The organism is Pseudomonas sp. R4-39-08 (assembly GCF_003852275.1).
Lineage (GTDB): Bacteria > Pseudomonadota > Gammaproteobacteria > Pseudomonadales > Pseudomonadaceae > Aquipseudomonas.
This window is the reverse complement of the sequence record NZ_CP027733.1, coordinates 5,737,100-5,751,212: the sequence shown is the minus strand read 5'-3', so window position 1 is coordinate 5,751,212 and position 14,113 is coordinate 5,737,100. Positions and strand designations below refer to the sequence as shown.

Genomic DNA, 14,113 nt, shown 5'->3' with positions numbered 1-14,113 from the left:
CTCATCAGGACACAGCGTCGAACGACAGCGAGTTTTTTATCAGTGCCCAATGCGCCGCCTCGGCATCACCCAGCGCGTCCGCCTTCACGTAACTCAAGGCAAGCATCTTGCGCGTGCCGGGAATCACCAGCGCCAACTGAAACTGGAAGACCTTGTCATTACCCTTGTTGAACTGGCTGCGCAGCTCGATGCCTTCCACCTCTTGATTCGCCCCCAAGCGCACATCGACGCCGGATTGATAGCGCAACTCCTGCACCTGTTTTTCCAGGCGCTGGAGCTGGTCGTTGAAGTTGCTGTGCAGGGTTTCGCCTTCGGCGAGCAAGCTACGGCTGACGATCAGGGACGTGCCCAGCTCGGGAAACTTGAGGATGTTGATCGTCGCGTCCTGCAGCTCGCCGGCAGGCAACTGAAACTGGAATTCATTGATTCGGTACGTCATAAAAACAGGTCTCGTCAGGAGCTCTTAGGCGTGGGAAACGCGGCTTTGATATTGGCGTCGATGCTGGCTTTCACGCCCTGGCCATCAGGCGTTGCGCCCGCGCCGCCACCGTTGTTCAGGTGCAGGACGCCGCCGGTATTGAACTCGGCATCACCGCTGGCGTAGAAGCTGATTTGCACACCGGTCAGGTTGATCTGCCCGCTGGCGTTGAGCTCGAGGATGCTTTCGCCACAGACCAGGCGCAGGTTTTCGCCCACTTCGATCACGTAGCTCTGGCTGATGCTGTCGGTCTTGCGCTGGCCCACCGAGAGGATGTCCTCCTGCTTGACGATGCGCAGGCGATTATTGCCGATGGTCACCGTCTCGTTGTGCCCGATGCTTTTATTACGGTCATGCCCCACCGAATGGCTTTCATCCACCTCCACCACGATGTCCTGATTACGCTCGGCATGGATGTACAACTGCTCCAACCCCTTCTTGTCCTCCATGCGGATTTCATTGAAGTTGGCCGGCGTGCCGCCTTTGCTGGAGCGGCTTTTCATGCCGCTCTGGGTCGCGTTCTCCGGCAGGTCGTAAGGTACGGTTTGCTCAGCGTTGTACACGCGCCCGGTGATGATCGGTCGGTCCGGGTCGCCTTCGAGGAAGCTGACGATCACTTCCTGGCCGATCCGTGGGATCTGCATCGAGCCCCAGTTCTTGCCGGCCCAGGATTGCGACACGCGGATCCAGCACGAGCTGTTCTCGTTGGACTGGTCGTGGCGGTCCCAGTAGAAGTGCACCTTCACGCGGCCGTATTGGTCGGTCCAGATTTCTTCGCCCTTGGGGCCCACTACCAGTGCGGTCTGCGGGCCTTTGACGACGGGGCGGTGGGTGTTGGCCAGCGGGCGGAAGCTTTGCTGGGCGTCGATGCAGGTGAGGCTGCTTTCGAACTGCGCGCCGCCTGCGCCGCCGCCGCTTTCCAGGCTTTCCTGCACGATGTAGTAGCGACAGCCGACGATCAGGTATTCGCGGTTCTGGTCCTGGCGGCTGAAGCCGGTGAGGCTGAACAAGTGGCCCGAACCCAGGCCACGGGCATTACCGGCGAACTCGATCTGTTCATGCAGGGTTTGCAGGGCTTCGATGCGGGTGCGCGCGTAGTGTTCGCCGTCGGCGCTCTGCACGTAGGTGCCGGGGTAGTCGTACAGCGGATAGTCGCCGGCGGTGTGCGGGCGCGGCATGGCCGAGCGCACGTCGATGCTGGCGCTGGGGCGCTGGAAATCGTAGTCGTTGAGCTCCAGCGACCCCGGCTGCACCTCCTGCGCCAGGTGCCAGTTGTGCATATGGTCGCGTTCGCGCTGCTGCTCGTCCTTGGGGTAATACGGGATCGACGCGTAGCCCGGCACCGTGGTGTGGGCGCCGTAGGCGTCGGCCAGCACCAGCACGTGACGGTCCTGCTCATGGCGGAAGAAGTAGTAGATGCCTTCCTGTTCCATCAGGCGGCTGACGAAATCGAAGCTGGTCTCGCGGTACTGCACGCAGTATTCCCACTCGCGATACGGCCGGCTCAGGGCATCTTCGAAGTCGGAAAAACCCAGGTCGCGGAACACCTGCTTGATGATCTGCGGGATGCTCAGGTTCTGGAAAATCCGGCAGTCGGAGGTGCGGCTGAGCAGCCACAGCCAGGGGCGCAGCGTCACCTGGTAACTGGCGAACTGGCCCTGGTCGATGTTCTGGCTGCAGCGCGCGACGATGCCGTGGAAGTGCCGCTCGCCACCGTCGGCCAGTTGCAGGCCGACGCTCATCGGCTTGCCCAGCAACTGGTTGAGGTCGATGTTGGCGTCCAGGGACGTCAGTTGCAGCTCATAGTTGAACAGCCGTCCTAACTCTTCACCGCCGCCCATTTCATTGAGCAGCAGCACATCCGGCCCGAGGGGGCTGGTGATCTTGGCCAGGCGTGAGGCTTGGTTGAATAGCATCGATAGTCCCGTAAACGCCTTAATAACTGAAGAAACCGAATCCAAATGTGGGAGGGGGCTTGCTCCCGATAGCAGTGTGTCAGTTGATACATTGGGTGACTGGTGCACCGCTATCGGGAGCAAGCCCCCTCCCACATTTTGAGCAGCATTCCGTCAGGTTAATCGCTGAAGTCGTAGTGCAATTCATTATCCCGGCTGCTGATGCGCACCCCCGCCAGCGCCTTGCCTTCGAGCATGCGCGTGAGGAATTCACGGCTCATGTCCGGCAGCAGGCTGTTGGTCAGGATGGTGTCGATCATGCGCCCGCCGCTTTCGGTTTCGGTGCAACGCGAGACGATCAGGTCGACCACCGCCTCGTCGTAGTCGAAGGCGACCTTGTGGGTATTCTCCACGCGCTTCTTGATGCGGTTCAGTTGCAGGCGGGTGATCGCCTTGAGCATTTCGTCGCTCAGCGGGTAGTACGGAATGGTTACCAGGCGGCCGAGCAGCGCGGGCGGGAAGATCTCCAGCAGCGGTTGGCGCAGGGCCTTGGCGATTTCCTCGGGCTCGGGGATGTTCGCCGGGTCTTTGCAGACGCGAGAAATCAGCTCGGTGCCGGCGTTGGTGGTCAGCAGGATCAAGGTGTTCTTGAAGTCGATCACCCGGCCTTCGCCGTCTTCCATCACGCCCTTGTCGAACACCTGGAAGAAGATTTCATGCACATCCGGGTGGGCTTTTTCCACCTCGTCCAGCAGCACCACGCTGTAAGGCTTGCGCCGCACCGCTTCAGTCAGCACGCCACCTTCGCCATAGCCGATATAGCCCGGTGGCGCACCTTTGAGGGTGGAAACCGTGTGGGCTTCCTGGAACTCGCTCATGTTGATGGTGATCACGTTCTGCTCGCCGCCATACATGGCTTCGGCCAGGGCCAAGGCGGTTTCGGTCTTGCCCACGCCCGAGGTGCCGGCGAGCATGAACACGCCAATCGGCTTGCTCGGATTGTCGAGGCCGGCGCGGGAGGTCTGGATGCGCTTGGCGATCATCTGCAGGGCGTGGTCCTGGCCGATGATGCGTTTCTTCAGGTGCTGGTCGAGGTTGAGCACGGTTTCCAGTTCATTGCGCGCCATGCGGCCCACCGGAATACCGGTCCAGTCCGCGACCACCGAGGCGACGGCCTGGTAATCCACGGTGGGCAGGATCAACGGGGTTTCGCCTTGCAGGGCGCTGAGGCGCTGTTGCAGGTCCACCAGTTGGGCGCGCAATTCATCGTTGCCGCTGTCGACGTCGCCGACTTTTTCGCGCAGCGTCGCGCGGGTGGCGAGCAGCTCATCCACCAAGGCTTTCTCGTCGGACCAACGGTTTTCCAGAGTGGCCAGGCGCTCACGCTCGGTCGTCAGCAGCGCTTCGCTGTTGGTTTGACGCGCGCCAATCGCAATGCCGATTGCATGTTCCCGAGCGATGATTTGCAGCTCGGTTTCCAGCGCTTCGATACGGCGGCGGCTGTCGTCCACTTCGGCAGGCACGGCGTGCAGGCTGATGGCGACGCGGGCGCAGGCGGTGTCCAGCAGGCTCACGGATTTGTCCGGCAACTGGCGCGCGGGATGTAGCGGTGGGACAGCTTCACCGAGGCTTCCAGGGCTTCATCGAGAATCTGCACCTGATGGTGTTTCTCCATGGTCGAGGCCACGCCGCGCATCATCAGCAGCGCTTTGTCTTCCGACGGCTCGGCAACTTGCACCACCTGGAAGCGGCGGGTCAGGGCCGGGTCTTTTTCGATGTGCTTCTTGTACTCGGCCCAGGTCGTCGCGGCCACGGTACGCAGGGTGCCACGGGCCAAGGCAGGCTTGAGCAGGTTGGCCGCGTCGCCCGTACCGGCAGCGCCACCGGCACCGACCAGGGTGTGGGCTTCGTCAATAAACAGGATGATCGGCTTGGCCGAGGCCTGCACGTCTTCGATGACCTGGCGCAGGCGCTGTTCGAACTCGCCTTTCATGCTCGCGCCGGCTTGCAGCAAGCCCACGTCGAGGCTGCGCAGTTCCACGTCCTTGAGCGCCGGCGGTACATCGCCGGCGACGATGCGCAGGGCGAAACCTTCGACCACGGCCGTCTTGCCCACCCCGGCTTCACCGGTGAGGATCGGGTTGTTCTGGCGCCGACGCATGAGGATATCCACCAGTTGGCGAATCTCTTCATCGCGCCCCACGATAGGGTCGAGCTTGCCGCTGCGCGCCTGTTCGGTCAGGTCGACCGTAAACCGCTTGAGCGCTTCCTGCTTGCCCATCGCGCTGGGGGCCATGGCGCCGCTGGCTTCGCCAGGCACACCGGCATTGAAACCATCGCTGGCGCCGAGGGCATTCTCGGGTGAGTCGCCGACGTATTCATCAAAACGCTCGCTCAAGGCCTCGGGCTTGATCTTGTCGAATTCGGCCGACAGGCCCAGCAGCGCATGGCGCAGGCTCGGGGTTTTCAAGATGCCCAGCACCAGGTAACCGGTGCGCACCTGGCTTTCGCCGAACATCAGGCTGCCGTACACCCAACCGCGCTCCACCGCTTCTTCCACATGGGACGACAGGTCAGTGATCGAGGTCGAGCCGCGCGGCAGGCGGTCCAGGGCTTCGGTGAGGTCGCGGGCCAGGCGCGCCGGCTCCACGTTGAACTGGCGGATGATGCGGTGCAGGTCCGAGTCCTGCAGTTGCAGCAACTGGTGAAACCAGTGAGCCAGTTCCACATACGGGTTGCCCCGCAGTTTGCAGAACACGGTGGCGGCTTCGATGGCCTTGTAGGCCACGCTGTTGAGTTTGCCGAACAGTGCGGCGCGACTGATTTCACCCATGCTCTGGATTCCTTGAGGTGGTGGCGTGATCGGCGTAATGCCGTGCCAGGATTAGGTCGTTGGCGTCATGCGCAGGTTGGCCGAGCCAGGTGTTGAAGCCCAGGCGGAACTGGCCGTTGAGTTGCAGCGCCGGGACTTCGGGTTGCTGCAGAACCAGGTTCAAGTCCCAGTCCAGTTCATGGCCCAGGTACTCGGCCACCCATGCCACCAGTTCGTTGAACGGCTGGTGGCCGGGCAGCATGCCCATGTAATCGTCGAGTTTCAGCGGCCCGAGGCGAATGCGGAATTTGTGCTGGCGGTCCCACACATGGCTGCCCAGGCAGAAATCCACGCCGAGCCGGTTGGCGCTGACGCCGACGCGGACGCGGCTGCGTTCGGGCAATTCCAGCCATTGGCCAACGTATTCTTCGATTTCCACCGGCAAGCCGAAGTACTCGCTGAGGATGGCCTTCAAGCCATCCGGGTAACGGGTCTGCGCCGACAGATGGCCGCTGTAATGCAGCTTCGCCGTGTCGGGGATCAAGCCCTGGTTGAGCAAGCTCGGCATGCCGCGACCACTCAAGGCGGCGAGGCGTGCGGACCAGTAGTCATCGTCCGGGCGGTCGTGGCTGACCGTCGGGCGTGCCTCGGCCCAGGCCCGGTAGAACAGGGTCAGCAGGCGATGGTGGAACACATCCAGGAACTGTTTGCTGGCGCTGTCGGCATTGTTGCGCTGGCGCTCGCGCACGTACTCGGTGATATGCAGCGGCAGCGGGCCGTTGGGGCCGCCGAGGCCGAAGAAGAATTGCTCCAGCCGCGCCGGCTTGCCGTCACCGCCGGGGTCGACCGAGGCCAGTGTGGCCGGGGCGAAGGTGCAATCGGCCTGTTGCCCCAGGCGCAGCGGGTCATCCGCCAGGCGCAGGGAATGGCCCAGGCGCGGCAGGTCCGGCGATTCGCACTCGATACGCCGCAGTGCCTGGAAGAAGTCATATTCCCAGGGCTCCTGGTGCATCGCGTCCAGGGTACTCACAGGGTCGGACGACGTCCGGGCTTGGCTTTCCATCGCATGATCTCGCCGCGTTCGGTGGTACGGATCACCGTCTCGGTAAAACTGTTGATCGACACGTAGCGTGCCAGGAAGCGTTCCAGCACCGCACCGAGCAGGAACACGCCGGTGCCGCGAAACGCGTTTTCATCGAATTCCAGGGTGATCTCCAACCCCCGGCCAAACACAATCGGGCCCGGCATCGGCAGGCGTCGGGTCACCGCCTTGCTGCTGACTTCGCGCAAGCCTTCGATCTGCAATTGCAGGGCGGCATCGTTGCTGTCGCCGTACAGGCGCAACAGCTCACGCAAGGCGCCGGCGCCCTGGCCCTGTTCGCTTAAGGAAAGATAGTTGAGCGACAACTGGCTGATCAGCCGCCAGGCCTTGGCATCGTGGGCATGGCTGGGACGCGGGCGGCTGGGACCTGCGACGCACCGCACCGAGAGCACCGGGGCGCTGTCGGCCAGGGTGAAATCGGTCTTGCCGTTGCCCACGCTCATGAACAGCGGCAGGTCGCGGTTGGTGCACAGCGCGGTCACGCCCAACTGGCGCAGGTCATGGCGGTACGGTGCTTGCTGGCTGTCCACCAGGCTGACGAAGGTTTCGCTGCCCACATAGGTGGAACGCGGGCCGTTGCGGCGCTGGTCGCTGGACAGCACACGCGGTTCGCGGCGCACCGTGTAATAGGCCTGGTCGCGGCCGTAGCGGGACGGATCGCGCACCGCGTAAAACGGCAAAAATGGCTGCTCCGGCCCGGTGCCATGGCCGGTGATGCCGCTCAACGAATGAATCTCGAAATCCATCGGCCGCGTGCGGTCGGCGATCACATGGTGTTCGTTGACCCGGTCGGACAGGTGGATGCGGTCTACGCGTTTGGGGAACAGGTTGATCGCCGGCGTGCAGAACGGTAGGAACTGCGCCGCGCCAACACTGCCTTCCAGGCTCGGCTCGTGGCGGTCGAACAGCACGATCAGTTCCAGCTCCTGGCCGTCGCAGCGTTTGACCGCACGGCTCAGTTCGGCGAATTCAACGAACAGGAAGCGGTGGGGCAGGGCGAAGTATTCCTGCAACAACCGATAGCCCTGGAACGCACGCGCCACCACCGGCATGGCCGCGTCGGCGTCGTCAAAGCCCCGTGAGCGCAAGGCGTCCTGAGGCAAGCGCTCAACCCAATCACCGCCGGGCTTGCGCGCGAACACCGCGCAGGCATTGCCCAGCAATTGTTCATAGAGACGGAACGGCTGCTCATCGGCGCCGCTGAGGTACAGCGGCAGGTTATCCAGGTCGAGGCTGTTGAATGGCAACTCGGCGCCGGTGCGCAGGGTCAGGCGCAAACCGGCCTTGGCTTTCGGTTCGCTGGCGGCCAGGCGGCCGAGCACGGCGGCAGGGTTGCCGAAGTATTCGGCATTGCTCACCTGCAACGGCCACAGCGTCACCGGGTGCGCCGTGCGGTACTCGCAGCAGGTCTGGGTTTCACGGCCCAGGGCGGCGCGCAGTACCGTGTCGCGGGGCAGGGGGAAGCCGCTGGCGAGGGAGCCTTCGTCGGGGTCGGTCTGCAGTTGCACCACGGTCATCGACGGGGTGGGCGCCAGGTAATGCGGGTAGGCGATTTCCAGCAGGTTGTGGGTGAAGGTCGGGTACTCGGCGTCGAGCTTGAGCTGCACGCGGGCCGTGAGGTAGGCAAAGCCTTCGAGCAGGCGTTCGACGTACGGGTCGGCGCAGTCCATGCCGGACAGGGTCAGCCGACTGGCGATCTTCGGGTATTCCTTGGCGAACTCGGCGGCGCTTTCGCGCACATGGTGCAGTTCCTGGTTATACAGCTCCAGCAGGCGCGGGTTCATGGGCGCCTCCGTTGGTCGGCGTTCACTATACGCACATGGCCGGACTCCAGGTCCAGGTCGGTTTGCAGCAGCAGGCGCAACGGCACCGGCTGGGCCCACAGGTCGCCTTCGATCTCGAAACTCAAGGCGTTGTGGTTCATTTCACCCTGGCCGACGCGGGCTTTGACGCGCAGCGTGTGGCGCAGGATGCGCGGCTCGAACGTCGCGATGGCTTGGTAGATCAGCGCTTCCAGGGCCTTGATGTCCACGCTGGAAACGCTGTTGCCCGCCAGCGCCGGCAGGCCGTAATTGACCACCGAGGTGCCGGCCGGGGTGTGCAGCGTGGCATCGGCATCGAGCAACGACGTGGTGTTGAGCAGCCACGCCAGGTCGCGCAATACCGAGGCTTTCAATTGGGTCAGGGACAGCACGCGTTTGTCGGCGCTTTCCTTTGGATTGGTTGGGTCGTCGTCGGTCAGCCGGTCCAGCAGGGACGGTTGCAGACGGTCGCGGGAAGCGATTTCAGTTACCACCAAAGCAGCTCCACGGACGGGTTGCGAGAGGAACACAAGGTTTGCGACCGTGGCGTGAAACCACGGTCACAAGGGCTATCAGCGCTTGGTGTTGGAACGGATGTTCCAGCCAAATTTGATCGCGCCGCCGTCTTTGGTGCCGTCGGCTTTCTGCGGCTGGTAGTCGACCATCACTTGGGCGAAGTTCAGGGTGACGTTCTCGGTCAGGCGGTCATCGGTGCCCGAACCGCCGGTGCTCAGCGAGGTCACCAGGACTTCTTCCAGGTTGATCACCATGTACTCGACCTGGCTTTCGCCACCGGCCTTGCGCACGGTCAGCTTGACCTTGTCGATGTGCTTGCCGCTGGCGCAGTGCATCATCAGGTTCGGCGACGCCTTGTCGACGTATTTGGTCAGCGACAGGTCCTGGATATTCACCTTGCCCGCGCCGCCGCCACCGCCCACATGCATGTTGCCGGACTGGGCCATGCCCCAGCTCCAGTTCAACACGTCGATCTCGTCCTTGTGGGTCTTGTCCATGGACTCGCCCTTGATGTCGCCGATCTTGATGAAAATATCAACAGCCATGTTTTCTCCCTGTGTGGCCCAGGCCACTTGATTTGGTGATCGTTCCCACGCTCTGCGTGGTAACGCATCCTGTGACGCTCTGCGTTACTGGGACGTAGTGCGTCCCCGGGCGGCATTCCCACGCGGAGCGTGGGAACGAGCGAGTTACTTAAGCGCTCTTGGCCGAAGGCAGCTTCGATACCAAACGCAACGATACCGTCAGCCCTTCGAGCTGGTAGTGCGGGCGCAGGTAGAACTTGGAGTTGTAGTACCCCGGGTTGCCTTCCACTTCTTCCACGATCACTTCGGCGGCTGCCAAGGGATGCTGGGCCTTGGTGGTTTCGGTGGAGTGCGCCGGGTCACCGTCGACGTAGTTGAGGATCCAGTCCTGCAACCAGCGCTGCATTTCGTCCTTCTCTTTGAAGGAGCCGACCTTGTCGCGCACGATGCACTTCAAGTAGTGCGCGAAACGGCAGGTGGCGAACAGGTACGGCAGGCGCGCGGCCAGGTTGGCGTTGGCGGTGGCGTCCGGGTCATCGTATTCGGCCGGTTTCTGCAACGACTGGGCGCCGATGAACGCGGCGAAGTCGGTGTTTTTCTTGTGCAACAGCGGCATGAAACCGTTCTTCGCCAGTTCCGCTTCACGGCGGTCGCTGATGGCGATTTCGGTCGGGCACTTCATGTCCACGCCACCGTCGTCGGTCGGGAAGGTGTGGGCCGGCAGGTTTTCCACTTCACCGCCGGACTCGATGCCACGGATGCGCGAGCACCAGCCGTAGTGCTTGAACGAACGGTTGATGTTCACCGCCATCGCGTACGCGGCGTTGGCCCAGGTGTACTTGGAGCTGTCGGCACCGTCGGTGTTTTCTTCGAAAGCGAAGGCTTCCACCGGGTCGGTCTTGGCGCCATACGGCAGGCGCGCGAGGAAGCGCGGCATGGTCAGGCCAATGTAGCGTGAGTCTTCCGATTCACGCAGCGAGCGCCAGCCGGCGTATTCCGGGGTGGTGAAGATCTTGGTCAGGTCGCGCGGGTTCGACAGTTCCTGCCAGGAGCCCATGCCCATCACGGTGGGCGAAGCCGCAGCGATGAACGGCGAGTGCATGGCGGCGCAGACTTTCGACAGCTCGCCCAGCAATTCCACGTCCGGGGGCGACTGGTCGAAGTAGTAGTCGCCTACCAGGCAGCCGTAGGGTTCGCCGCCGAACTGGCCGTATTCTTCTTCGTACATCTTCTTGAAGATCGGGCTCTGGTCCCACGCCGTGCCTTTGAATTTCTTCAAGGTCTTGTGCAGGTCCGGCTTGGAGATGTTGAGCACGCGAATCTTCAGTTGCTCATCGCTCTCGGTGTTGTTGACCAGGTAGTGCAGGCCACGCCAGGCGCTTTCCAGCTGCTGGAAATCCTGATGGTGGATGATCTGGTTGACCTGGGCGGTGAGCTTGGCGTCGATGGCGGCGATGATCGATTCGATCGACTTGATCGCGTCGTTGGACACCAGGTCGGTTTGCGCCAAAGCCTGTTCGGCCAGGGTGCGCACGGCGGTTTCCACGGCTTCGCGGGCGCGCTCGGTCTTGGGCTTGAATTCTTGCATCAACAGCGAGGCGAACTCGCTGGTTTCTTCGGTGGCGCCCAGGTTGGACGCGCCTTCGCGAACGGTATTGTCAGTCATGCTTACTGCTCCCCTGCAGGCTTGGGCGCACTGGCAAGTGCCTGGAGCAGTGCCGGGTCCTTGATCGCCTTCATGATGATTTCTTCGGCGCCGGTCTTGCCGTCCATGTAGGTCAGCAGGTTGGCCAGCTGGGTGCGGGCTTCGAGCAGCTGGTTCAAGGAATCGACCTTGCGCGCCACGGCGGCCGGGCTGAAGTCGTCCATGCTTTCGAAGGTGATGTCCAGGCTCAGGTTGCCTTCGCCGGTCAGCTCATTGGGTACGTGGAACGCCACGCGTGGCTGCATGGCCTTGAGGCGGGAGTCGAAGTTGTCGACGTCCACTTCAAGGAACTTGCGATCGGCCACGGGTGCCAGCGGCTCGGCAGGCTTGCCGGCGAGGTCGGCCATCACGCCCATGACGAAGGGCAGCTGGACCTTTTTCTCGGCGCCGTAGAGCTCGACGTCGTACTCGATCTGCACTCGAGGCGCGCGGTTGCGCGCGATGAATTTCTGAGAACTTTGCTTCGCCACGTTGCTGCTCCTGGTCGCTTGAGCGACGGTGTTGTTACTGCACGGTCCGGCGGCTTACTCGCTGTCCGGGCCGCGCAGGTTTTCAAATTGGGACATGCCGTCGGGAATCAGATTGCGCACGATGGCCGCGAAATCGGCGTGCACCAGATTCTTCGCGCGGTTCAACAGCACCGGCAGCGGGCTCGAAGGCTCGTGCCGGGTGTAATACGCAAGGATTTTGTCGAGGCTGCGCAGCACCTCATCGCGGCTGGCGATATCGCCGGCAGGGCGGGGTGCTGCAGGGGCGGCGGCGTAGTCCACCGAGGGGGCGTTGTCTTCACTGACGGCCTCGGGTTCGCTGCTGCTGTCGGTGCCTGGCACCGCTTGATTGAGCAGTTGCAGCGCCTGTTTGAGCGGCTGCTTCAACGCGCTGAGGTCCACGCCCCGGGCGGAACCGACCTGCTCGTTGATCTGTTGTTCGATGGCTTCGCAGGCGGCACGCGCCGCGCTCAAGGCGTCGCGGGTGGCCTGCAGTTGCTCCGGGTCGCTGTCGAGGAACGCGGCGTTGAGCTGCTGGGCGCCCAGTTGTTCATCGGGGAAACTCAGCAGGCCGCTGGCGTTCAACGCGGCGCGCAGGCTCACCGGGCCGAAGGTGCGCGAACGCGTGAGGATGCTCTCGCGCAGCAGACGAATCGTGGTGTCGCCGGTCAAGCCGGACAGCGCGTTGATGCGCACGGTGGGGTCGTTATCGTCATCGGCATCCAGGCGCGGGTGCAGGTCGGCCCAGTATTGGCGCAATAACGCATCGATCAGGGTCAGGACGTCGGCCAGCCCGACCACGCCTTGCAGGGCGAGCGAGCTTTGCAGCAGGAAATGGGTGATGCGCAGGTCTTTGCTGCGCTGCAGCAAGTCGAGACTCTGCTGCTGGATGCTGCGCCATTCGGGTGGCTCAGCGGGCAGGATCGAATCGCCCATGCTGCGCTCGGGCTGGCCCTTGGCATCACGTTCCAATTGCAGAAATTGCGCGTCATATTCCATGTCTTCGCCACAGGGCGAGGACGCGGAAACGGCGGTGAGCAACAATGGCACATCCACTGAGTTCGATCTCCCTATCAGCCCGTTAGATGCCGGGCAATGCATGCATTAGTTGCGTGGTGAACTTTGCATGTTCTTGGTGATACCATCAGAAAGCCACTATCGTGCCATCATTGATGTTCAAGAAGTTGTGCATTTTTGGTGTAGTACTTATGCCTTGTCAAGGTAAGCTATTCGCCCTCTGTGACAGATGTGCGGTGTTTAACAACCTGCGCGACTGGTGGGTCGAACGGTGCGCCCGCAGAGGATTTTTGTCATGCAAGCCAGATAAGATCAGCGATCATGCTGGCAATTGCAGATTGAGACGGTCGTCCCCACGACCTGGCGGAGTATCCAGGCAAGCGTAGCCCTTGGATCGACCGCGCGCGATGTATCAGCAAGGAGGCAAGATGTCGCTGTGTTTGACTATCACTAGTTATCACAAGATTACCCCTGGGCAGTGCTCCGAAAAGTCCATGAACCAGGGCTCGATGGCGATCGGCCGCAGTTCGGAAAACGACTGGGTATTGCCCGACCCCGAGCGCCTCGTCTCCTCCCAACATTGCGTTATTCAATACAAAGATGGCCGTTATTACCTGACCGATAACAGTACCAACGGCGTGGAGTTGGTTAACGCCGGTATCCGTTTGCGCCGGGGTAACAGCGAGCCGCTGCAGGATGGCGAGCTGATCCGGATCGGCGATTACGAAATCCAGGCGCGTATTGATTTCAACGTGCAGGCCGTCGACAGCCAGCCGTTTGCCGGTGAGTCGCCGAACAGCTTTGAAGCGCTGATGGGCGCGGTGGCGAGCCCGCCCGCGCCGACGCCAATGATCGCGCCGCAGTTCCATGGCGCCTCATCGATGGAAACCCTGCCGGACCTGTTCGACTTCCTCAGCCCCGCCGCCGTGCCACCGCCCACTGTGGCGGACCATGTGCCGTCCGAACAACACGACTTCCGTGCGCCGGCGCCGGTCGCCGTGCCGGTTGTCGACACACCTGTGGTGCAAGGTTCGGTGATTCCCGAAGACTGGGACCCGTTTGGCGACGCGCCCGCGCCGCTCATCAATGCTGCGCCAGCTCGCGCGCCGATTCCCCCACCGCCGCCCGTGGTTGAGCCTGTTGCGCGCCCCGTCGGCGACGCCCAGTCACAGCCCGACCTGCTGCAAGCCTTCCTGCGCGGTGCCGGCCTCGATCAGCTGCGCCTGGACCAGGCCGCTGCCTGCGCCCAGATGGAAAGCATCGGCCGCAGCTACCGGCTGATGGTCGAAGGCCTGATCGACGTGTTGCGTGCCCGCGCCAGCCTCAAGGGCGAGTTCCGCATGCAGCAAACCATGATCCGCCCCGCCGAAAACAACCCGTTGAAATTCGCCCCGAATGCCGACGAAGCGTTACTGCTGCTGCTTCGTCACGGCAACCAGGCGTTTATGGCGCCTGATGTCGCGGTACGTGACAGTTTCGACGACCTGCGCACCCACCAATTGGCGGTGATGGCCGGCGTGGAAGCCGCGCTCAAGCACCTGCTGCTGCGCTTTGAACCGGCGCAGTTGGAAGAGCGCATGGGCAAGCCCGCTGGCCTCTCGAGTATTTTCAATGGCCCGCGCCAGGCCCAGTACTGGCAGCAATTCACCGAGCTTTACAACACTATTTCCCGCGAGGCCCAGGAAGATTTCCAGGACCTGTTCGGCCGCGAATTCAGCCGGGCCTACGAAGAGCACAGCGCACGACAGCGACGCTGAACCGCGTCGCACTGATG

The 14,113-nt window shown here is 62.7% G+C and carries 10 protein-coding genes and 1 pseudogene; 1 reads left to right on the top strand and 10 read right to left on the bottom strand.

Translation table 11 applies throughout. The features are described 5' to 3' along the window. Positions 1-4: 4 nt before the first annotated feature. The 10 genes and pseudogenes from C4J88_RS26750 to tssA form a co-directional block, all read right to left on the bottom strand. Complete coding sequence (locus C4J88_RS26750; protein ID WP_124408520.1) at positions 5-439, bottom strand: DcrB-related protein; 435 nt, start codon at positions 437-439, stop codon at positions 5-7. A 14-nt stretch (positions 440-453) separates the two neighbouring features. After that, on the bottom strand, positions 454-2,394 hold the full coding sequence (locus tag C4J88_RS26745; protein ID WP_124365006.1) for a type VI secretion system Vgr family protein: 1,941 nt from the start codon (positions 2,392-2,394) through the stop codon (positions 454-456). A gap of 158 nt (positions 2,395-2,552) precedes the next feature. Beyond that, a pseudogene (tssH, locus tag C4J88_RS26740) lies at positions 2,553-5,206 on the bottom strand (type VI secretion system ATPase TssH). After that, positions 5,199-6,248 carry a type VI secretion system baseplate subunit TssG gene (tssG, locus tag C4J88_RS26735; RefSeq protein ID WP_124408519.1) on the bottom strand — a complete coding sequence of 350 codons (1,050 nt, stop codon included), beginning with the start codon at positions 6,246-6,248 and terminating at the stop codon, positions 5,199-5,201. Before tssG ends, tssH begins: the two are co-directional and overlap by 8 nt. Beyond that, on the bottom strand, positions 6,212-8,071 hold the full coding sequence (gene tssF / locus C4J88_RS26730; RefSeq protein WP_124408518.1) for a type VI secretion system baseplate subunit TssF: 1,860 nt from the start codon (positions 8,069-8,071) through the stop codon (positions 6,212-6,214). The genes tssG and tssF overlap by 37 nt, the downstream gene beginning before the upstream one ends. Further along, positions 8,068-8,583, bottom strand: a complete 516-nt coding sequence (gene tssE / locus C4J88_RS26725) for a type VI secretion system baseplate subunit TssE (protein WP_124408517.1) — start codon at positions 8,581-8,583, stop codon at positions 8,068-8,070. Before tssE ends, tssF begins: the two co-directional genes overlap by 4 nt. A 78-nt stretch (positions 8,584-8,661) precedes the next feature. Then, entirely contained in the window at positions 8,662-9,150 is a 489-nt protein-coding gene (locus tag C4J88_RS26720) for a type VI secretion system tube protein Hcp (protein WP_124368844.1), read from the bottom strand. A gap of 148 nt (positions 9,151-9,298) precedes the next feature. Then, positions 9,299-10,795, bottom strand: coding sequence for a type VI secretion system contractile sheath large subunit (gene tssC, locus C4J88_RS26715; RefSeq protein WP_065953261.1), 1,497 nt, complete (start codon positions 10,793-10,795; stop codon positions 9,299-9,301). A gap of 2 nt (positions 10,796-10,797) precedes the next feature. Continuing rightward, complete coding sequence (gene tssB / locus C4J88_RS26710; protein ID WP_003195557.1) at positions 10,798-11,304, bottom strand: type VI secretion system contractile sheath small subunit; 507 nt, start codon at positions 11,302-11,304, stop codon at positions 10,798-10,800. 54 nt (positions 11,305-11,358) lie between these two features. Next, positions 11,359-12,378 (bottom strand): type VI secretion system protein TssA, encoded by a 1,020-nt coding sequence (tssA, locus tag C4J88_RS26705; protein WP_124408516.1) that lies wholly within the window; start codon positions 12,376-12,378, stop codon positions 11,359-11,361. Between the two features lie 389 nt (positions 12,379-12,767). Here tssA and tagH point away from each other — a divergent pair, with 389 nt between their 5' ends. After that, a complete protein-coding gene (gene tagH, locus C4J88_RS26700; protein WP_124408515.1) occupies positions 12,768-14,096 on the top strand; it encodes a type VI secretion system-associated FHA domain protein TagH in 1,329 nt (442 codons plus the stop codon). The last annotated feature ends 17 nt before the right edge of the window (positions 14,097-14,113 follow it).